At 74.0% G+C, this 19,534-nt stretch carries 17 protein-coding genes; 9 read left to right on the top strand and 8 right to left on the bottom strand.

Translation table 11 applies throughout. The features are described 5' to 3' along the window. Positions 1-187 precede the first annotated feature (187 nt). The 5 genes from lipA to IGA62_RS04125 all read left to right on the top strand — a co-directional run bounded on the left by lipA (position 188) and on the right by IGA62_RS04125 (position 5,495). Entirely contained in the window at positions 188-1,174 is a 987-nt protein-coding gene (gene lipA, locus IGA62_RS04105) for a lipoyl synthase (RefSeq protein ID WP_145816182.1), read from the top strand. Positions 1,175-1,322: 148 nt separating this feature from the next. After that, complete coding sequence (locus IGA62_RS04110) at positions 1,323-2,798, top strand: NAD(P)/FAD-dependent oxidoreductase (RefSeq protein ID WP_145816181.1); 1,476 nt, start codon at positions 1,323-1,325, stop codon at positions 2,796-2,798. 57 nt (positions 2,799-2,855) lie between these two features. Beyond that, positions 2,856-3,545: a DUF4191 domain-containing protein gene (locus tag IGA62_RS04115; RefSeq protein WP_145816180.1), complete on the top strand. Its 690-nt coding sequence runs from the start codon at positions 2,856-2,858 to the stop codon at positions 3,543-3,545. 79 nt (positions 3,546-3,624) lie between these two features. After that, complete coding sequence (locus IGA62_RS04120) at positions 3,625-4,164, top strand: SigE family RNA polymerase sigma factor (RefSeq protein WP_145816179.1); 540 nt, start codon at positions 3,625-3,627, stop codon at positions 4,162-4,164. After that, positions 4,161-5,495 (top strand): hypothetical protein, encoded by a 1,335-nt coding sequence (locus tag IGA62_RS04125; RefSeq protein ID WP_145816178.1) that lies wholly within the window; start codon positions 4,161-4,163, stop codon positions 5,493-5,495. The genes IGA62_RS04120 and IGA62_RS04125 overlap by 4 nt, the downstream gene beginning before the upstream one ends. Here IGA62_RS04125 and IGA62_RS04130 read toward each other — a convergent pair. Next, positions 5,492-5,893, bottom strand: coding sequence for an RDD family protein (locus IGA62_RS04130; RefSeq protein WP_145816177.1), 402 nt, complete (start codon positions 5,891-5,893; stop codon positions 5,492-5,494). The genes IGA62_RS04125 and IGA62_RS04130 overlap by 4 nt on opposite strands. Before the next feature lie 342 nt (positions 5,894-6,235). Here IGA62_RS04130 and glnA point away from each other — a divergent pair, with 342 nt between their 5' ends. Next, the gene (gene glnA / locus IGA62_RS04135; RefSeq protein ID WP_145816176.1) at positions 6,236-7,660 is read left to right on the top strand and encodes a type I glutamate--ammonia ligase; all 1,425 of its coding nucleotides are present in this window, start codon (positions 6,236-6,238) and stop codon (positions 7,658-7,660) included. A gap of 118 nt (positions 7,661-7,778) precedes the next feature. Here the strand turns inward: glnA and map are convergent, their stop codons facing one another. Further along, complete coding sequence (gene map, locus IGA62_RS04140; protein WP_145816175.1) at positions 7,779-8,597, bottom strand: type I methionyl aminopeptidase; 819 nt, start codon at positions 8,595-8,597, stop codon at positions 7,779-7,781. Between the two features lie 75 nt (positions 8,598-8,672). On the opposite strand from map, the gene IGA62_RS04145 reads away from it, so the two are divergent. Then, positions 8,673-8,939, top strand: coding sequence for a helix-turn-helix domain-containing protein (locus IGA62_RS04145; RefSeq protein ID WP_145816174.1), 267 nt, complete (start codon positions 8,673-8,675; stop codon positions 8,937-8,939). Between the two features lie 115 nt (positions 8,940-9,054). Here the strand turns inward: IGA62_RS04145 and IGA62_RS04150 are convergent, their stop codons facing one another. The 5 genes from IGA62_RS04150 to IGA62_RS04170 form a co-directional block, all read right to left on the bottom strand. After that, positions 9,055-9,381: a hypothetical protein gene (locus IGA62_RS04150; protein WP_186499749.1), complete on the bottom strand. Its 327-nt coding sequence runs from the start codon at positions 9,379-9,381 to the stop codon at positions 9,055-9,057. Between the two features lie 514 nt (positions 9,382-9,895). Continuing rightward, positions 9,896-11,452 carry a polyprenol phosphomannose-dependent alpha 1,6 mannosyltransferase MptB gene (mptB, locus tag IGA62_RS04155; protein ID WP_145816173.1) on the bottom strand — a complete coding sequence of 519 codons (1,557 nt, stop codon included), beginning with the start codon at positions 11,450-11,452 and terminating at the stop codon, positions 9,896-9,898. A gap of 1 nt (position 11,453) precedes the next feature. After that, positions 11,454-13,007 carry a hypothetical protein gene (locus IGA62_RS04160; RefSeq protein WP_232625038.1) on the bottom strand — a complete coding sequence of 518 codons (1,554 nt, stop codon included), beginning with the start codon at positions 13,005-13,007 and terminating at the stop codon, positions 11,454-11,456. 202 nt (positions 13,008-13,209) lie between these two features. Then, on the bottom strand, positions 13,210-16,203 hold the full coding sequence (locus IGA62_RS04165) for a bifunctional [glutamine synthetase] adenylyltransferase/[glutamine synthetase]-adenylyl-L-tyrosine phosphorylase (protein ID WP_145816172.1): 2,994 nt from the start codon (positions 16,201-16,203) through the stop codon (positions 13,210-13,212). A 5-nt stretch (positions 16,204-16,208) separates the two neighbouring features. Continuing rightward, entirely contained in the window at positions 16,209-16,979 is a 771-nt protein-coding gene (locus IGA62_RS04170) for a type 1 glutamine amidotransferase (protein WP_145816171.1), read from the bottom strand. A 111-nt stretch (positions 16,980-17,090) separates the two neighbouring features. Between IGA62_RS04170 and IGA62_RS04175 the strand changes: the two genes are divergently transcribed. Further along, on the top strand, positions 17,091-17,966 hold the full coding sequence (locus IGA62_RS04175) for a S66 peptidase family protein (RefSeq protein ID WP_145821807.1): 876 nt from the start codon (positions 17,091-17,093) through the stop codon (positions 17,964-17,966). 51 nt (positions 17,967-18,017) lie between these two features. On the opposite strand, the gene IGA62_RS04180 is transcribed toward IGA62_RS04175, so the two are convergent. Further along, positions 18,018-18,905, bottom strand: coding sequence for a Vgb family protein (locus IGA62_RS04180; RefSeq protein ID WP_145816170.1), 888 nt, complete (start codon positions 18,903-18,905; stop codon positions 18,018-18,020). Positions 18,906-19,072: 167 nt separating this feature from the next. Between IGA62_RS04180 and IGA62_RS04185 the strand changes: the two genes are divergently transcribed. Beyond that, positions 19,073-19,513 carry a hypothetical protein gene (locus tag IGA62_RS04185; RefSeq protein WP_145821806.1) on the top strand — a complete coding sequence of 147 codons (441 nt, stop codon included), beginning with the start codon at positions 19,073-19,075 and terminating at the stop codon, positions 19,511-19,513. Positions 19,514-19,534 lie beyond the last annotated feature (21 nt).

A 19,534-nucleotide genomic window follows, 5' to 3' on the forward strand; every position in this document is an offset into this window, starting at 1 on the left:
CTCTGTACTGACGTCGTCGGCGCGCTACTCGGCTCCGTCGTCACTCGTCGGGCACGCTACCGCCACACCGTCGACACCGACAGCGTTTTCCCGGCGGTAGCCGGGTGAGTGGCCTCACGTGTCCGGGGGCGTGACGCCGGTCGCCCGATGTGCATCGACAGGCGCCAGCGGGCGTAGGCTCGATCGCGTGACCATCGAGCAGTCCGCGCCGACCACCACCCAGGCTCCGCGCTCCGCCACCGTCGCCCCGGAGGGGCGGCGCCTGCTGCGGATCGAGGCACGCAACGCGGAGACGCCGATCGAACGCAAGCCACCGTGGATCAAGGTCAAGGCCAAGATGGGGCCGGAGTACACGTCCCTGCGCGGGCTGGTCTCCCGGGAGGGGCTGCACACCGTCTGCCAGGAGGCCGGCTGCCCCAACATCTACGAGTGCTGGGAGGACCGGGAGGCCACCTTCCTCATCGGCGGTGACCAGTGCACCCGGCGCTGCGACTTCTGCCAGATCGACACCGGCAAGCCGGCCGACTTCGACGCCGACGAGCCGCGCCGGGTCGCCGAGTCGGTGGCCACGATGGGGCTGCGCTACGCGACCATCACCGGCGTCGCCCGGGACGACCTGCCCGACGGCGGCGCGTGGCTCTACGCCGAGACGGTCCGGCAGATCCACGCCCTCCAGGCCGGCTGCGGCGTCGAGCTGCTGATCCCGGACTTCAACGCGGTGCCCGACCAGCTCGCCGAGGTCTTCGGGTCCGGGCCGGAGGTGCTCGCGCACAACGTCGAGACGGTACCCCGGATCTTCAAGCGGATCCGGCCGGCGTTCCGCTACGACCGTTCCCTGGACGTGATCCGGCAGGCGCGCGCCGCCGGTCTGGTCACCAAGAGCAACCTGATCCTCGGCATGGGCGAGGAGCGCGCCGAGGTTTCCCAGGCGCTGCGCGACCTGCACGAGGCGGGCTGCGAACTGATCACCATCACGCAGTACCTGCGCCCCACCCCGCGCCACCACCCGGTCGAGCGCTGGGTCAAGCCGGAGGAATTCGTCGAGCTGCGCTCCGAGGCCGAGGAGATCGGGTTCGCCGGGGTGATGAGCGGGCCGCTGGTGCGCTCGTCGTACCGGGCCGGCCGTCTCTACCGGCAGGCCCTCGACGCGCGCGCGGCCAGTCCGGTCGGCTGATCCCCGCCCCGGCCCGGCACGTCACCGTGTCGGGCCGAACACTCTCCGCTACGGCGTGCTAGATTCCGCGCGTCCCGCCCGCGGCCACGCCGTCCCACCCTTCGATTTGACGGTTGCCCACACACGTCGAAGGTGATGAATTTATCTCATGGCCACGCCGCCGCACACCGTCGTCATCGGAGCCGGTCCCGCCGGCCTCACCGCCGCCTACGAGCTGACCCGACGCAACGCGCCGGTCGAGGTCTTCGAGGCCGACGACGTGGTGGGCGGCATCAGTCGCACCGTGGAGCGCGACGGCTGGCGGTTCGACATCGGCGGGCACCGGTTCTTCACCAAGGTCTCGCGGGTCGAGGAGTTCTGGCACGAGGTCCTGCCGGACAGCGACTTCCTGCTGCGGCCCCGGATGAGCCGGATCCACTACCGGGGCCGACTCTTCGACTACCCGTTGCGCGCCGGCAACGCGCTCGGCAACCTGGGGGTCGTCGAGGCGGTGCGCTGCGTCGGGTCGTACGTCTGGACCCGGATCCGGCCGCCGAAGGACCAGAGCCACTTCGAGGGGTGGGTCTCCGCCCGCTTCGGCACCCGGCTGTACCGGATGTTCTTCAAGACCTACACCGAGAAGGTCTGGGGGATACCGGCGACCGAGTTGCAGGCCGACTGGGCGGCCCAGCGGATCAGGAACCTCTCGCTGGCCGGGGCGGTGCGCAACGCGCTGCTGCCGAAACGCAACCAGACGGACATCACCAGCCTGATCGAGGAGTTCCAGTACCCGAAGTACGGACCGGGGATGATGTGGGAACGCTGCGCCGAGCTGGTCGCCAAGGCCGGCGGCACGGTCACCATGAACACCTGGGCGCGTACCGTGCACCGGGCCGACGGGCGCGCGGTGGCGGTGACCGTCGCCGACCCGGACGGCCACCGCCGGATCGAGGTCGACCACGTCGTCTCCAGCATGCCGATCTCGGACCTGGTCCGGGCGATGGATCCGCCCGCCCCGGAGCCGGTGCGGGCGGCCGCCGACGCGCTGCGCCACCGGGACTTCCTCACCGTGGCCCTGGTGGTGCCGGCCGAGGCCGGCTTCCCGGACAACTGGATCTACGTGCACACCCCGGGGGTACGGGTCGGCCGGATCCAGAACTTCGGCTCCTGGTCGCCGTACCTGGTGCAGGACGGGACGACCTGCCTGGGTCTGGAGTACTTCGTCAACGCCGGCGACGACCTGTGGACGTCGACCGACGAGGATCTCGTCGCGCTCGGCACCGCCGAGCTGGAGCGGCTCGGCCTGGTCCGGCCGGGCGCGGTCCGGACCGGGTACGTGGTCCGGATGCCGAAGGCCTACCCGGTCTACGACGAGGGGTACGAACAGGCCGTCGACACGATCCGCCGGTGGCTGGCCGAGGCGGTGCCGAACGTGCACCCGGTCGGACGCAACGGCATGCACCGCTACAACAACCAGGACCACTCGATGCTCACCGCGATGCTCACGGCGGAGAACATCCTCGACGACGCCGGCCACGACATCTGGGCGGTCAACGTCGAGGAGGAATACCACGAGGAGAAGGCCACCGGCCAGCACGGGACCGGCCGGGCGGCACCGGTGTTCCCCCGCCCCGCCGCCGGCTGACCGGCGGGCTGCCGGCCGTGGTGATCGGCCCGTGCGGCGACCACTACACTTTGCGCCATGGCAAAGCCCCAGGAGAAGGTCTCGTTCGGCCAGCGGCTGAAGCAGATCGGGATGGTGTTCAGTTTCACCGCCAAGCAGGACCGCTGGTTCGCCCCACTGGTCGCCGGCGCGGTGCTGATCCCGCTCGCGCTGACCGTGGTCGCGGTGCTGAACTGGGGCTGGCTCTGGCTGCCGCTGGGCATCCTGTTCACCCTGCTCGCCGTGCTGATCGTGCTCAACCTGCGGTCCAACCGGGCGATGATGAACTCCGCCGAGGGGCAGCCGGGCGCAGCGGCCTCGATCATGGAGAACATGCGTGGTGACTGGCGGGTCACCCCGGCGGTCAGCTCCACCACGCAGATGGACATGGTGCACCTGGTCATCGGCCGGCCCGGGGTGATCCTCCTCGCCGAGGGCCACCCGCAGCGGGTGCGCGGCCTGCTCGGCCAGGAGAAGCGACGCCTGTCCAAGGTGATCGGCAGCGCTCCGCTGTACGACTACATGATCGGCAACGACGAGGGCGAACTGCCGATCCGCAAGCTGCGCATGACGCTGATGCGGCTGCCCCGCAACCTCAGCGGCAAGGACGTCAACGCCCTGGACAAGCGGCTCAAGGCGCTCACCGCCCGGCCGCAGTTGCCGAAGGGTGCCATCCCGAAGAACATGCGGCCCAGCAAGGGCCAGTTCCGCCAGATGCGGGGCCGCTGAGCCCGCTTCCGGCACGATCCACCGACGGCGCCCCGCCACGAGGTAAACCCTCGGCGGGGCGCCGTCGTCATTACCGGTGATGGAAGACCTCGACGCTGTCACCCCGGCTGACACGGACTCGTTCGACGAGTTCGTCCGTACCCGCTCGCCCGCGCTGCTGCGCTCGGCGTACCTGCTGACCACCGACCGGCACGCCGCGGAGGACCTGCTCCAGGAGGTGTTGGAGCGCCTCTACGCCCGATGGCGGCGGGCCCGGCAGGCGCCGGACGCGTACGCCCGGCGGATCCTGGTCAACCGGGCCATCGACCGCTGGCGGTGGCGCGGCCGGCGCCGGGAGGCGGCCCTCGCGGACGTGGCGGGGCCGGTCGTCGGCGACCACGCCGAGGAGGTCACGGTCCGGCAGGCCGTGCTCACCGCGCTGCGGTCGCTGCCGCCCCGGCAACGTGCCGCAGTGGTGTTGCGCTACCTCGACGACCTCTCCGAAGCCGACACCGCCGCCATCATGCGCTGCTCGGTGGGCGCGGTGAAGAGCCACACCGCACGCGGGCTGGCCAAGCTGCGGGACGCGCTGCCGGACACCGGTTCCCCCTCCACCCAGACGATCAGGAGTACGCGATGACGAACGACCCTGACCGGGACGCCGTACGGCAGGCCCTGGCGCTGACCGCCGGGGCGGTCCGTCCCCCCGCCGACCTGCTGGACCGGGCCCGCCGCGCCGGGCAACGCCGGCTGCGCCGGCACCGTACGGTGGCCGGGGCCGTGGCGGTCGTACTCCTGGCCGGTGGTCTCTCCGCCGCCGGGTACGCGAGCCGACCGCCCACGGTGACGACGCTCGCGGCGGCCATCGGCGAACGGCTGCTGGCGGGGCCCACCCGGGGCGACCTCGCCCGCCACGGCGACTACCTGCGTGCGGTGACCGACCTGCACGAACGTGCCCGGGACGACTCCCCGCTGCGCGGGCTGGGGGTCACCCGGAAGCCGGCCGGTCCGGCCCACGTCACCTGGGCCGGGACGACCCAGTCCGGGCGGGCGGCGGTGGTCGCCCAGCGGATGCGGCTGGCCGAGGGGGGCCAGGTGGTGCTGGTGACCTTCGTCGGCACCGGCGTGGACGGCCGGCCGGAGAAGGTGGGGGCCGACTTCTACGGTTCCGGTGACCGTACCGGTTGGCGGAGTGTGGCGTTCCTGACCGGGCGGGAACGGTCGACGCTGGTGGTGCCCGACGTGGGGATCGAGGTGGAGTACTCGATGGGCCGCACGTACACGGCCGACGCGGTGACCCGCGACGACTGGCAACCGGTGCCGCCGCCCGTCGACGGTGCCGCCCTGATCACCATCGGACCGCAACGGGACCGCTGGACGGTGGCGGTCCGGCAGCGCGCCGGCGCGTACCTCGGCATCGGGAACCTGACCGACCCGGCGGGCACCGCCCCGGAGCGGGGCTGGCTGGGGTGGCGCCGACCGGCGGACGCGGACCACCCGGCCGCCCGGCCGGCGTACCTCGTGCTCGGAGGGAGCGAGACGACGGGCGGCCTGCCGGACGTCACCGAGGGACGCCGGGCGCTGGCGGAGGCGCCGGTCGGTGACGTCGAACCGCAGAGCCCACCCTGGTTGGGGATGGACTGGATCGCGGTGGGCCGGGCCCCGTCCGGTGAGATTATCGTCGCCGGTGACCTGCGGATGGGCACCGATCCGGTGCGTACCCTGGTCCGCCTGCACCGGCCCGGCAAGGCTCCGTTGGTGGTGGTGGGCCCGGTGGTGGACCCGGCGGCCTACCTGCCGGTGGTCGTCCGCCTACCGGACGGGCGGGGGTGGCTGGTCGCGCAGCCGGGGGCCACGCTGAGCTGGTCCGACGGGCGCGGCGAGTGGCAACCGGCCGGCCGGGACGCGGCGTTGCTGCCCGCCGGGACGACGCAGGTCCGGGTGGGTACGGTCACCGTCCGGCTCGGCTAGGTCGACCGCGGGGCCGCGGCGATCACCGAGCCGGCCAGCCGGTCGTGTACGCCGCGCCGGTGCTCGTCCATCACCAGAGCGGGGACGACCAGGGCGAGCAGCACACCGCGCAGCAGCGCACGGCCGACGCCGATCCGGCCCCCGTCGGCCCAGGAGAGGCAGCGGATCCGGGTGACGTACATGCCCGGGGTCTGGGCGAAGAGGCCGAGGAAGAAGCCGTACTCGACGACCAGCACCAGCACCGGCGCCCACCCATCGGTCAGCGGGTCGGCGAAGAAGTTCGACACCAGCAGGCAGAGCACCCAGTCGACCACCAGCGCGCCGAATCGGCGGCCCAGGCTGGGCGCGGTGAAGTCGGGGTCGGTGGCGGGCGGCACCGGGCGATGGGGCAGGCTCACAGCCGCCAAGGCTAGTCGGGACGCGTACCCCGCCGGGTCGCCGGGGTTTCCGGCACCGGATCAGCCCGGTCCGGACCGGGCTTCCGGCCCCGGGTGAGACCGCCCCGGGCGGCGATCGGCGGTGCCGGCCGGCCCGGGCGGGTATCGTCCGAACGGGGGCCGGGGACGGCCCGACGGCGTGCCCCACCCGCCTCCGCAGGGCGCCCCACCCGCCTTCACCGGCACAAAAGAGCAGCCAGAGCGGGTCTTAACACGGCAGAAACAGTAAGGACATGGCCGAGCAACCCCACGGCCATAGCGTCGCCAAGCAGTCAGCCAACCGTGGACGTGCCAGGAGGACGTGTGTTCGCCAATCCCGAGGAACTCCTGCGATACCTCAAGAACGAGGACGTGAAGTTCGTCGACGTACGGTTCTGTGACCTGCCCGGCGTGATGCAGCACTTCAACCTGCCGGTCGAGTCCGTGGACGACGCCTTCTTCACCGAGGGCCTCGCCTTCGACGGGTCGTCGATCCGGGGCTTCCAGGCGATCCACGAGTCGGACATGCTCCTGCTCCCGGACGTCGCGACCGCCTTCATCGATCCCTTCCGCGCGCAGAAGACCATCGCGCTGAACTTCTTCATCCACGACCCGTTCACCCGTGAGGCGTACTCCCGGGACCCGCGCAACGTGGCGAAGAAGGCCGAGGCGTACCTCGCGGCCAGCGGCATCGCCGACACCGCGTACTTCGGCGCCGAGGCGGAGTTCTACATCTTCGACTCGATCCGCCACGAGACCTCCGCGCACCAGTCGTTCTACTACATCGACTCGATCGAGGGCGCGTGGAACAGCGGCCGTGAGGAGCCGGGCGGCAACCGCGGCTACAAGACCCCGTACAAGGGCGGCTACTTCCCGGTGCCGCCGGTCGACCACTACGCCGACCTGCGCGACAGCATCGTGCGCCGGCTGGTCGACGCCGGTTTCACCGTGGAGCGCTCGCACCACGAGGTGGGCACCGCCGGTCAGTCCGAGATCAACTACCGGTTCTCCACCCTGCTGCACGCCGCCGACCAGCTCCAGCTCTTCAAGTACATCGTGAAGAACGAGACGTGGGCCAACGGCAAGACCGCCACCTTCATGCCCAAGCCGCTCTTCGGCGACAACGGCTCCGGCATGCACACCCACCAGAGCCTCTGGCTCAACGGCGAGCCGCTGTTCTACGACGAGACCGGTTACGCCGGCCTGTCCGACATGGCCCGCTGGTACATCGGCGGTCTGCTGCACCACGCCCCGTCGCTGCTGGCCTTCACCAACCCGACGGTCAACTCGTACCGCCGGCTGGTGCCGGGCTTCGAGGCGCCGGTCAACCTGGTCTACTCGCAGCGCAACCGCTCCGCCTGCACCCGGATCCCGGTCACCGGCAGCAACCCGAAGGCCAAGCGGGTCGAGTTCCGCGTGCCGGACCCGTCGGCCAACGTCTACCTCGCCTTCTCGGCGATGATGATGGCCGGTCTGGACGGCATCAAGAGCAAGATCGAGCCGCCGGCGCCGATCGACAAGGACCTGTACGACCTGCCGCCGGAGGAGTGGGGCGACGTCAAGCAGGTCCCGGGCTCACTGCCCGAGGTGCTCGACGCGCTCGAGGCCGACCACGACTACCTGCTCGACGGCGGTGTCTTCACCCCGGACCTGATCTCCACCTGGGTGGACTGGAAGCGGGCCAACGAGGTCGACCCGGTGCGCCTGCGCCCGACCCCGCACGAGTTCGCGATGTACTTCGACTGCTAGAAGCTCGTAGAGGAAGCCCCCGGGAAGCTGATCCCGGGGGCTTCTTCGTGCTCTACCGGGAAGCTGCGGAGGGTCCCTCCCGGAACGCCCTGGGCCACGCCCCGAGGCGGGCCGTGGGTCAGGAGGCCGTGGCGGGCTTCCTGGTGGGATCGACCGGGGTGGTGCCGTGAGTGGGGCGGCGGGTCAGGACCTGGGGGCCGGAATCCGTGATGGCGACCGTGTGTTCGGAGTGGGCGGTGCGGGAGCCGTCGGCGGAGCGGATCGTCCAGCCGTCGTTGTCGAACCTGATCCTGTCGGTGGAGCGGCAGAACCAGGGCTCGATGGCGATGGTGAGGCCGGGGGCGAGTTTCATGCCACGGCGCGCGCGACCGTTGTTGGAGACGTGCGGGGCCTCGTGCATGGTGCGGCCGATGCCGTGCCCGCCGAACTCGGCGTTGACGCCGTAGCCGTAGGAGTGGGCGACCTCGCCGATCGCGGCGGAGATGTCGCCGAGGCGACCTCCGGGCTGGGCGGCGGCGATGGCGGCCTCCAGTGCGACCTCGGTGGCCTCGATCAGCCTCAGGTCGGCCGGGTCGGGGGTGCCGACGACGACGGAGAGCGCCGAGTCGGCGACCCAGCCGTCGATGCCGACCGCCATGTCGATGCTGAGCAGGTCACCGTCGCGCAGGACATAGTCGTGCGGCAGGCCGTGCAGCACCGCGTCGTTGACCGACAGGCACAGCACGTTGCGGAACGGGCCCCGGCCGAACGAAGGAGCGTAGTCCCAGTAGCAGGACTCGGCACCGCGTTCGGAGATCCGGCGGCGGGCGAGGTGTTCGAGGTCCAGCAGGTTGACGCCGACCGCGGCGACACCGCTCAGCTCGGCGAGCAGCTCGCCGACGAACTGGCCGGCCACCGCCATCCGGCCGATCTCCTCAGCGGACTTGAGCTCGATCACGACAGCCTCCCTCTCCGTATGCGGTATTTTTATACCACGTCAGTCGGGGACGCTCCGGAGGGCTATCCTGCTGGCATGGTTCGCCAACCACTCACCCCCGAACAGATCGCAGCGGGCCAGCGCCTCGGAGCCGCCCTCCGGGTCGCGCGCGCCGGCCGCAGCCTCGTCGAGGTGGCCCTGACAGCCGGCATCTCCCCCGAGACGCTGCGCAAGATCGAGGCAGGCCGCCTTCCCGCACCGGCGTTCGGCACCGTGGTCTGCCTCAGCCAGGCCCTCGACGTCCCCCTCAGCGACCTGGCCGACGTCTGGCTGGCCGACATGCCCATCCGCCAGGCGTCCTAGCGACCAGCCACCCACGCGCTCCGCCGTAGCGGTGAGGGCCGGCTCCGCACCACGCGGAGCCGGCCCTCACCGCGTCGGGGGGTGTTGCCGGCTCGGGTGCGTGCGCCGGCCCGACTCACTCGGCGAGCACGCGGGTGAGCACGTCGTGCACCACGTCGACGAGCAGGTCGACGTCCGCCTCGGTGGTCCGCCAGTTGACGATCGCCGGACGCAGCGCCACCCGGCCGCCGTAGACGGTGGTGCCGACGTAGACCCGGCCGTCGGCCAGCAGTGCGGCACCGAGCCGACGGTTGAGGTCGTCCAGCTTCTCCTCCGGCACACCGGCCGGGCGGGCGCGGAAGCAGACGATGCTCAGTGGCACCTCGGCGAGCCGTTCCAACCGGGGTGCCGCGTCGACCAGTCGGGCCAGGTGCTGCGCCAGATCGAGGTGGCGCTCGACCATCGCGCGGTACCCCTGCCGGCCGTACGCGGCGTTCGGCGATGTCGTGCCGCTCCCCCCACCAGTGCGTCGCGACGGCCAGCCCGGTCAGGTTCGCGAACGTGGCGCTGGCGACGAGCGCGCCGCCGAATGCCTCCGGCAGCCCGAACAGCTCCCGCAGCCAGGTCAGCGCGATGGTCTCGGTCTCGGCGGCGAACCGGGAGGACACCTGGAAGGACGCGACCTGGTCGAGAAGCGCGGCGGTCCAGTCGGCGGCGAGCGCGGCGGGGGTCACCCCGCGTCACGGATGCGTCTCCTCGCGGGTGGTCCGGCGACGTGGCCCGGCGCAGCCGCCGGCCGCCCCACCCTGGCACCGCCCGGCGGAGAGGCGCGCCGGCCAATCCGGGGACCGTGGCCCGCGACTACGACACGGCGACGGGCACCCGTGGCTCGATCGTGAGTACGGCCTCCGGCTCCGCAAAGGTGCGGGCGCAGCTGCCGCGCCCCGTGGCGTCGACCGGCACCGGCTCGACCACCCTCACCGGTGCCGGGTGGTAGCAGGGGACCCCTGCTCATCACCAGACGACCGCAGGGGGCCCCTGCTACCACCGGAGCGGACGGCCGACACCCCGAGCCAGATCACCAGGGCGGTCATCAGGAGGGCACCGGGGGCCTTGGTGAACCGGGCCAGGTTGGTGCCGTCGGGGAGGGTCAGGAAGGACGCCACCGCGCAGGGCACCAGGAACCAGGTGGTCCGGGTGGCGGCCACCGCCAGCACCGCGAGCGGCCAGACGGCGTACCAGGGGTGGAAGACCGGGGCGAGGGCGACCGTGGCGGCCAGCGCCAGCCCGGCCCCGGTCAGCGCCGCGCGGGGCCGCGCGGCGGCCAGCCGGGCCACCCGCTGCCGGACGCCGCTGAGCCGGCGCAGCCCGTGCCAGGCCCGGAACCAGAGCGCGACCAGCAGCACCGCCAGCAGCACGACCGCGACCGCCCGGACGACCGGCACCGCGTTCGGGTCCCGGCCGAGCAGCCGGCCGGCGTAGTCGACGGTGAACCCCACGGCGGTCGCCGGTGAGGTCCACTGCTCGGAGTCGCCGCTGCGGGTCAGCCCGCCGATCCAGCCGAACCCGAGCCCGGAGGCCGCCGAGCTGGCCAGCAGGGCGGCCACCGCCCCGGCGACCACCCAGAGCCCGTCGCGCAGCAGCGCCCGGACGGTGACGATGCCCGCCACCGCGGCCAGGGCCGCGAAGGGCAGCACCACCAGCGCGGTGACCTTCACCGCCACGGCCAGCCCGAGCAGCGCCCCGCCGGCCAGCAGCCGGGGGCGCTGCCCGGGGTGGCGGACCACCAGCAGCAGACCGGCGAGGAGCAGGCCGACCATCACCGCGTCGTTGTGCGCCCCGGCGACCAGGTGCACCCCGACCAGCGGGCAGGCCAGCACCAGCCAGACGGCCCGCTGGGCGGGCACCCCGGCGGCGCGGGCCAGCGCCGGCAGGCAGGCGGCGGTGAGGAGCACCCCGAGCACGGCGACCACCCGCAGCAGCGCGACGGTGCCGAGCAATGAGCCGCCGAGCGCGGCGGCGGCCCCGGCGAGGAGCACGAAGACCGGGCCGTACGGGGCTGCGGTGTCCCGCCAGATCGGGGAGATCGCGTCCACCCAGGGGCACCCGGCGGCGGCCACCCCTCCGGCGTACGGGTCACCACCGGAGGCGTACACCCAGCCCTGGCAGGCGTACGAGTAGACGTCGCGACTGCCGGTCGGCACGCTGGCCAGCAGCGGCAGTGTCCACAGCCCGGCGGTGAGGTACGCCCAGCGTGTCGACGGGACGTGGTGCCGGGCCGTCCACCACGCCACGACCAGCCCGGCGGTGCCGACCAGCCAGGCGGTGAGCAGCAGCGGCCCGTGTTCGCCCCGCCAGATGCCCAGCGGGGTGACCCCGGGCCGGAACTCGGGGAAGACCCCGCCGAGCCAGGAGGCGACGGCGAGCAGCACCGCACCGGCCAGCCCACCCCAGCGGACCAGCCGCAGCCGAGCCGCGCCGGCCGGGACCGTCCCGTGACCGGCGGATGACGCGCCCTCGGTCGTCCGGGTCACCTCAGCATCCTCCCCGGGGGCGCAGTGAACTGGTCAGCCGGTACTCCCCCGCACGGTCGACCCGGACGGTGATCCAGTCGTCCGGGCCCCGGGTGAGGCAGCCGCCCGGCCCCTCCAGGCTGAGCCACCGGGACCACCGGACGCGGACCAGCAGGTCACCGGCGTCCGCCGGGGCGGTGAACCGCACCTGACCCGGGTCGGCGGCGACCAGCCGACCGGGGGCGGCCACCAGCGGCGTCGGGTCGGCGACCGCGTAGAGCCGCCAGGTGTCGTCGCGCCACACCTCGCGCAGGTACGGCAAGCCACCGGCGACCAGCGCGGCCTCCTCCCGGGCCCAGCGGTCGGGCACGCTGTCCGGGGCGAGAGCGACGTACTGCACGGCGTTGCGGCGCAGCCAGTCGGCGTAGGTGTCGGCGTCCAGGCCGGTGCGGTAGAAGAGCCCGTTGCGGTCGGTGTCGACCTGCCGTTCCCAGCCCCGGGCCAGCGGCACGGTCGACGGCAGGTACGCCGACTCCCAGTGGTCGCGCAGCGGCACCACCTCGACCCGCCCGACCGGGGCGCGGCGGGCCAGTTCGTCGGCGAGCGGCCGGTGGAAGGCGGCGGACGTCTCCGCCGAGCCGGCCCGGCCGAGGTCGGAGGTCATCACCGGGGACTGCCACCAGACGGCGGCGGCGAGCAGCGCGGCCAGCCACCGGACCGGCAGCGGCGCGTACCCGGCCAGCACCGGCAGCGCGAAGAGCATCGGCAGTCGCAGCGCGTTCGACCCGATCGGGGAGGGCACGTAGTGGGCGGCGACCAGCAGCAGCACGGCCAGCGCGGCCCCGGTGCGCAGCACCCGGCGCCGCCGGGGCAGCACGAACAGGACCAGCACGGCCAGCGCCACGTTGATCCGCATCGACTCGGCGGTGTAGGGCTGGGTGCCGCCGTTGCCGAAGAGCACCGCCATCGGGGCGAGCGCGATCGCCGGTGCGACGCAGAGGGTCAGGCTCTCCGCCAGCGGCCGGTCGAACCGCCAGCCGCCGGGCAGCGGCCGGCCCCTACCCGCCGCGGTGTGCGGGCCGTCGACGTTCGGACCGGTCCCCGGTCGCAGGCTGGCCAGCAGCAGCGCCGCGCCGGCCAGACCGGTGAAGAGTCCGGCGACCGGGCTGGCCCAGGTGGCGAACGCGGCGAGCAGCGCGGCCAGGGTGAGCCGCAGCGGGCGCGACGGCCGCTCGGCGGAGACCGCGACCAGGGCGGCCAGCCCGAGGGCCAGCCCGACGGCGAAGGTGATCCGGCCGCTGGCCAGGTTGCCGACCAGCACCACCGCGCCGAGCAGCCCGGCCAGCAGCGGTCGCCGGGCGCGGTGCCGGACGAACAGCCAGCCCAGCGCGGCGGCGGAGAGCACCGCGGCGACCGCGCCGACGACCCGTACCCCGAGCAGGGCGCCCAGGCCGGCGGTGAGCAGGCTGTAGCCGTACTGGTGGACCCCGCCGTACCAGCCGAGGTCGACCGGGGTGGTGCCGTGCCGGTCGACGAAGTCGGCACGGGCGACCTGGGCGGCCAGGTCGGTGCCCATCGGCGGGGCGAGCAGGAACGCCGCCGCCAGCACCAGCGCCGCCCCGGTGACCAGCAGCGGGACACCCCGACGCCGACCGGACGCCGCTCCGGCGACCGGCCGGGTGGCGGCGGCACCGACGCTGGTGGTGACGGACTCGGGGCCGGCGGCGGGGCCGGCGGACCGGAGGGCAGCGGCTGGGGCCGCCGCGCGGGGCACCGACTCAGGCATCGAGGACGTGTTCCATGGCGGTACGGCAGCGCCGGGCGGTGCGCAGGTACTCGTCGAGGAACTCGCCCGGGTCGTCCGCCCCGAACAGCTGGACCACCCCGGCCAGCTCCACGCCGTGCCGGGGGAGCTGGTCGCCGTCCCGGCCACGGACCAGCATCAGCGCGTTGCGGACCTGCGCGGCCGTCGTCCAGCCGGCGGCCATCGCGGCGGCGTCGGCCGGGTCGACCAGTCCGGCGTCGCGGGCGGCGGCCAGCGCCCCGAGGGTACGCGTGCCGCGTAGTTCCGGGTGCCGACCGGCATACCGGAGCTGGAGCAGTTGCACCGCCCACTCGACGTCGGCGAGCCCGCCCCGGCCGAGTTTGGTGTGCGTGGCCGGGTCCGCGCCCCGGGGCAGGCGTTCGGTCTCCACCCGGGCCTTGATCCGTCGGATCTCGACGACCTGTTCCCGGGTGAGCCCGTCGGCCGGGTAGCGCACCGGCTCGATCATCGCCTCGAACTCGGTGCCGAGGTCGGCGTCGCCGCAGACGAAGCGGGCCCGCAGCAGGGCCTGCGCCTCCCAGACCCTGGACCAGCGGGCGTAGTACTGGGCGTAGGCGGCGAGGCTGCGCACCAGCGGGCCCTGCCGGCCCTCCGGGCGCAGGTCGGCGTCCACCCCGAGGGCCGGGTCCGGGGCGGGCATGCCGAGCAGCCGCCGCAGTTCCTCGGCGATGCCGTGCGCGGCGGCGCTGGCGGCGCTCTCCTGGACCTCCGGTGGAGCGTCGTAGACGAAGAGCACGTCGGCGTCGGAGAGGTAGTTCGACTCGTAGCCGCCGAGGCGGCCCATGCCGATCACCGCGAACCTCAGGCCGGGCACGTCCGGGCGGGCGGCCCGGGCGGTGCGCAGCGCGGCGGTGAGGGTGGCGTCGGTGACCGCGGCCAGGGCCGCGCCGACGGCGCTGACGTCCGGCGGGGTCTCCCGGGCGGCCCGTGGGGCGAGTGAGCCGGCCCGGCTGAGCACGTCGGCACAGGCGAGCCGGACCAGCTCGCGGCGGCGCAGCGCGCGGACCGCGCGGGTGGCCTGCACCGGGTCGGTGTGCCGGGCCGCCGCCGCGGTGAACCCCTCGCAGAGCACCTCGCGGGGGCGCGGGGTCAGCTCGCTCTCCTCGGCCAGCAGCCGCAGCGCCTCCGGCTCCCGGGAGAGCAGGTCGGTGGCGTACCGGGACAGCGACAGCACCCGGGCCAGCCGACGGGCCACCGGGCCCTCGTCGCGCAGCAGGCGCAGGTACCAGGGGGTGCTGCCGAGTTTGTCGGACACCTGCCGGTAGTTGAGCAGGCCCCGGTCCGGTTCCGGGGCGTCGGCGAACTCGCTGAGCAGCACCGGCAGCAGGGTGCGCTGGATGGCGGCGGTACGGCTCACCCCGCCGGTGAGGGCCTGGAGGTGCCGCAGCGCCCCGGCCGGGTCGGCGAAGCCGAGGATCTCCAGCCGGTTCCGGGCGGCCTCGGGGGTCAGCCGCAGCCCGTCGGCGGGCACCCGGGCCACCGACTCCAGCAGTGGCCGGTAGAGCAGTTTGGCGTGCAGCCGGCGTACCTCGGTGGCGTGGGTGACCCAGTCGGCGCGGAACGCCTCGACGGCGCTGCGACCCGGTGTGGCGGTGTAGCCGAGCGCGGCGGCGAGCCAGCGCAGCCCGGCCGGCTCGGCCGGCACGGTGTGGGTGCGGCGCAGACCCTGGAGCTGGAGGCGGTGCTCGACGCCGCGCAGGAAGCGGTACCCGCGCAGCAGCCCCTCCCCGTCGGCGCGGCCGACGTAGCCACCGGCGACCAGCGCGCGCAGCGCCGGGATGGTGCCGGGTTCACGCAACGACTCGTCGCCCCGGCCGTGCACCAGTTGCAGCAGCTGCACGGCGAACTCGATGTCACGCAGGCCACCCGGACCGCGCTTGATCTCGCGCTCCAGCTCCTTCGGCGGGATGTTCTCGATGATCTTCCGGCGCATCGAACGGACGTCGGAGACGGCCTCGGGGCGCTCGGCGGCCCGCCACAGCAGCGGGGCGAGCTGCTCGATCCACTCGCTCGCCAGAGCCAGGTCACCGGCGGCGGGACGGGCCTTGAGCAGGGCCTGGAACTCCCAGGTGCGCGCCCAGCGGCGGTAGTAGGCGAGGTGGCTGGTGAGGGTGCGGACCAGCGGCCCCCGGTTGCCCTCGGGACGCAGCGCGGCGTCCACCGGCCAGGCGACCAGCCCGCAGACGTGGATCAGCCGGGTGGCGATGGTGGTGGCCACGGCCAGGTCGGCGTCGTCGTCGGCCACGAAGATCACGTCGACGTCGGAGACGTAGTTCAGTTCACCGCCGCCGCACTTGCCCATCGCCACCACGGCCAGCCGGGGCACCGGCGTGCCCTCGGGCAGTTCACCGACCGCGATGTCGTACGCGGCGGACAGGGTGGCGTCGGCCAGCGCGGAGAGCGCCGCCATGGACTGCTCCAGGGCGCGCCCGCCGGTCAGGTCGGCCGCCGCGATCCCCAGCAGCGCCAACCGGTACGCCGCGCGCAGCGCCGGGATCGGCTTGCCCTCCCCGAGCGGGCCGAGCCGCCCGACGGCGGTGGGGGCGAGCCCGTCCGGGGCGGTGGCGAGCACCCGCCAGTGCTCCGGATTGGCCACCAGGTGGTCGCCGAGCGCCGAGGACGCGCCCAGCACCGCGACCAGCCGGCGGCGCAGCCCCGGGTCGGCGTGCACCGCGGCCAACAGGACGGAGCCTTCGTCGGCCCGGGGCGCGGTGCGGCGTTCCGCCTCGACGATCCGGTGCAGCTGGCGCAGGGCCAGGTCCGGGTCGGCGGCGCGGGAGAGCGCGGTCAGCAGCTCGGCGGCCGGCTCGTCGACCGGTTCCTGCGACTCGGGCCGCCACAGGCCGAGCCCGTCCGGGCCGAGCAGGTCGGCGGCGCGCACGCCCCCGTCGTCGCCGACCCCGAACCCGTACCGGGCGAGGCGGTTGGTCCTGGTGGATCTGGTCATGCCGCTCAGTGCCCGAGCAGGGGCAGGGTGGGCCGGGGCGTGCGGTCGTCGTCCAGCTCGCCGAGGGCGAGCGCGGCGAACCGGGCGGCGAAGGGCTGCCAGACCTCCTCGATGTCGGCCATCACCGCGTCGCAGGCGGCCACCACCACGTCCGGGTCGTAGCCGAGCCGGGCCAGGAGCCGGGAGTCGGTGGCCCAGGTGGCGATCATGGCGGTGTCGCACTCGATGTGGAACTGGAAGCCCCAGGCCCGGTCGCCGAGGCGGAACGCCTGGTGCGGATAGCGGGTGGAGGCGGCGAGCAGCGTGGCGCCCCGGGGCAGTTCGGTGATCTCGTCCACGTGCCACTGGATCACGTCGGGGATCAGCGGCACGTACCGGAAGAGGGGATCGGTCTCGGCGGCGTCCCGCTTGCCGACGACGCACGGGCCGACCTCGGGACCGGACGGGCTGCGCACCACCTCGCCGGCGTGCGCGGTGGCGAGGAGCTGACCGCCGAGGCAGATCCCGAGGGTGGGCACCCGGTGGCGCACCGCCTTGCGCAGCAGCCCCTCCAGGGCCGGGAACCACGGCGCGCCGGGGGTGCCGTCCGGCTGCGGGTACGGCTGCTGTTCGCCGCCGAGCACCACCAGGGCGGCGTACCCGTCGAGGTCGGCGGGGAGGTCGTCACCGGCGTACGGGCGCAGGACCCGCAGCGTGAGCCCAGCCTCGGTCAGCCACTCCCCCAGGCGTCGGGGGTCGTCGGTCGGGTCGTTCTCGATCACCAGCGCGGTTGCCACGACGTCGAGGCTATCCGGTGGCCCTCGGCGGGCCGGATAGGCTCTGCCGCTGTGAGCCGTGCCCCCGACGACGTGGTCCGTCCGCCCGCCCTGCGCCCCGGCGACACGGTCATGCTGGTGTCACCGTCCGGGCCGATCCGGCCGGAGCGGCTCGCCCGGGGCGTCGAACTGCTCACCGGTTGGGGACTGCGCCCGGTGCCGGCCCCGAACGCCTACGCCCGACACGGCTACCTGGCCGGCACCGACGAGCTGCGCGCCGCCGACCTGAACACCGCGTTCGCCGACCCCGACGTGCGCGGGATCGTCTGCACCCGGGGCGGGTACGGCGCACAGCGCGTGGTGGACGCGGTCGACATGGCCGCCGTACGCCGGGACCCGAAGGTGGTGGCCGGGTTCTCCGACATCACCGCCCTCCAGTTCGCGCTCTGGCGGGGCGCCCGGCTGGCCAGCGTGCACGGGCCGGGTGCCGCCTGGCGGGACGAACGGACCCCACTGCGCTCGGCGGAGTCGCTGCACGCCGCGCTGACCACCACCGAACCGGTCACCGTGGCCGCCGACCCGGCCGAGGGGACCTTTCCGGTACGCGTGCCGGGACGGGCCACCGGGACGCTGCTCGGCGGGAACCTCTGCCTGATCGTCGCCTCGCTCGGCACCCGGGACATGCCGGACCTGACCGGGGCGATCCTGCTGGTCGAGGACGTGCAGGAGCCGCCGTACAAGGTGGACCGGATGCTCACCCAGCTCCGCCGGGCCGGGGCGCTGGACGGCGTCGCCGGGGTGGCGGTCGGCCAGTTCACCGGCTGCGCCGACGGCTGGGAGACGACCGTCGTCGACGTGCTGCTCGACCGCCTCGGCGACCTGGGCGTCCCGGTGCTGGGGGGCCTACCCGTCGGGCACGGCCCCGGTCAGCTCACCGTGCCGGTGGGCACCCCCGCCACCCTCGACACCGACGCCGGCACGCTGACCGTCTCCCCCGCCGTCCGCTGACCCGGCGGCTGCTCTCCCGCCGGCGGGCTCCGGTGCTCGTGGGCCCCGGGGTCAGCGGGTGGGACGCAGGTGGGCCAGGGCGCCGGTTTCCAGGGCGACCCAGACGGTGCCGGCGCCCGTGACGGCGAGGCCGTGGGGTTCGGCGTCGGGGGTGGGGAGCGGGTACTCCTCGATCCGGCCGGCCGGGTCGACGTGGGCGAGGCGGTTGGCGGCCCACTCGGTGAGCCAGCAGCCGCCGGCCGGGTCGGCGACGATCGCGTGCGGACGGGCGGCACGGTCCGGCAGCGGGAACTCGGTGACCGTCCCGTCCGGGGTGATCCGGCCGACCTGACCGGCCCCGATCTCGACGAACCAGAGCGCGTCGGCACCGCGGGTGACACCGACCGGAGCGGCGTCCGGGGTGGGCAGCGGATGCAGGGCGACCGCGCCGCCCACCTCGATCCGGCCGATCGCGTTGGCCCGGTTCAGGGTGAACCAGAGCGCCCCGTCCGGCCCAGCGGTGATCATCGACGGGAATCCGCCGGCCGCCGGTACCGGGAACGTGGTCAGCTCCCCGTCGACGGTGAGCCGGCCGATGGTGTCGCTGCTCATCCCGGTGAACCAGAGCGCGTCGTCCGGGCCGACCGCGATGCCGAACGGCGCGGTGCCCGACGGCAGCGGGAACGCGCTGGCCTCCCCGGCAACGGTGATCCGGCCGATCCGGTCGTCGCGGGAGCGGGTGAACCAGAGCGCGCCGTCCGGGCCGGTGGTGATCACCGACGGGCCGCAGTCGGCCGAATCCAGCGGGTACGAGGTGAGCGCGGGGTCGCCCTCCCCGGTCACCGCCAGCCGACCGATCCGGCCGGCGTGGACGAGGGTGAACCAGAGCGCCCCGTCCGGGCCCACGGTGATGCCGTAGGGCCCGTCGCCCGGGTCAGCGACCCGGATCTCCTCGATCATCCTGCCTCCCTGAATCGGACCGGAGGTCATCTTTCCGACTGGGCGTCCGGTTTGCATCTGATTTGTGCCCGAGATTCCCAGCGGAATGACAGGCTCACCACGGGTGGCCCCCAGTTGTCGCGGGCACCGTCGTCGGGTCAACGGCACACCGATCAGCAGGAGGAACCATGGCCAGGAAGCACCTGATCGCCGGGCTCGTGGCGGCCGGCGCACTCGGGCTGGGGATCGCCGCGCCGGCGGTTGCCTTCGCCGGGAGCGGCGAGACGGCCAGCCCCAGTCCCAGCACCAGCGAGAGCACCGACCGGACCGCACGGCAGAGCGCCTTCGCCGAGGCGCTCGCCGAGGAACTGGACGTACCGGCCGACAAGGTGACCGCTGCCCTGGAGAAGCTGCGCGAGGAGCGCAAGGGTGACCGCCCGGAGCGGGGCGGCTGGCGCGGTGGTGGCGACGCCGCCGACCGGCAGGCCGCGCTGAAGGAGCGGCTGGCCCAGGCTGTCAAGGACGGCAAGCTCACCCAGGCGCAGGCCGACGCGATCACCGCGGCGGTCGAGGCCGGGGTGTTCCCCGGCGGCGGCTGGCACCGCTTCGGCGGTGAAGCCGGGAAGTGACCGCCGGCGTCGTCCGCCCTC

Source organism: Micromonospora sagamiensis (assembly GCF_014680085.1).
Classification (GTDB): domain Bacteria; phylum Actinomycetota; class Actinomycetes; order Mycobacteriales; family Micromonosporaceae; genus Micromonospora; species Micromonospora inyonensis.

What these genes read in the sequence shown, in the direction of transcription:
- IGA62_RS04110 (WP_145816181.1), top strand. Translation starts at nt 1,323, where the DNA reads ATGGCCACGCCGCCGCACACCGTCGTCATCGGAGCCGGTCCCGCCGGC.
- IGA62_RS04115 (WP_145816180.1), top strand. Translation starts at nt 2,856, where the DNA reads ATGGCAAAGCCCCAGGAGAAGGTCTCGTTCGGCCAGCGGCTGAAGCAG.
- IGA62_RS04120 (WP_145816179.1), top strand. Translation starts at nt 3,625, where the DNA reads ATGGAAGACCTCGACGCTGTCACCCCGGCTGACACGGACTCGTTCGAC.
- IGA62_RS04125 (WP_145816178.1), top strand. Translation starts at nt 4,161, where the DNA reads ATGACGAACGACCCTGACCGGGACGCCGTACGGCAGGCCCTGGCGCTG.
- IGA62_RS04145 (WP_145816174.1), top strand. Translation starts at nt 8,673, where the DNA reads ATGGTTCGCCAACCACTCACCCCCGAACAGATCGCAGCGGGCCAGCGC.
- IGA62_RS04150 (WP_186499749.1), bottom strand. Translation starts at nt 9,381, where the DNA reads ATGGTCGAGCGCCACCTCGATCTGGCGCAGCACCTGGCCCGACTGGTC.
- IGA62_RS04160 (WP_232625038.1), bottom strand. Translation starts at nt 13,007, where the DNA reads ATGGGCACCGACCTGGCCGCCCAGGTCGCCCGTGCCGACTTCGTCGAC.
- IGA62_RS04165 (WP_145816172.1), bottom strand. Translation starts at nt 16,203, where the DNA reads ATGACCAGATCCACCAGGACCAACCGCCTCGCCCGGTACGGGTTCGGG.
- IGA62_RS04175 (WP_145821807.1), top strand. Translation starts at nt 17,091, where the DNA reads ATGCTGGTGTCACCGTCCGGGCCGATCCGGCCGGAGCGGCTCGCCCGG.
- IGA62_RS04180 (WP_145816170.1), bottom strand. Translation starts at nt 18,905, where the DNA reads ATGATCGAGGAGATCCGGGTCGCTGACCCGGGCGACGGGCCCTACGGC.
- IGA62_RS04185 (WP_145821806.1), top strand. Translation starts at nt 19,073, where the DNA reads ATGGCCAGGAAGCACCTGATCGCCGGGCTCGTGGCGGCCGGCGCACTC.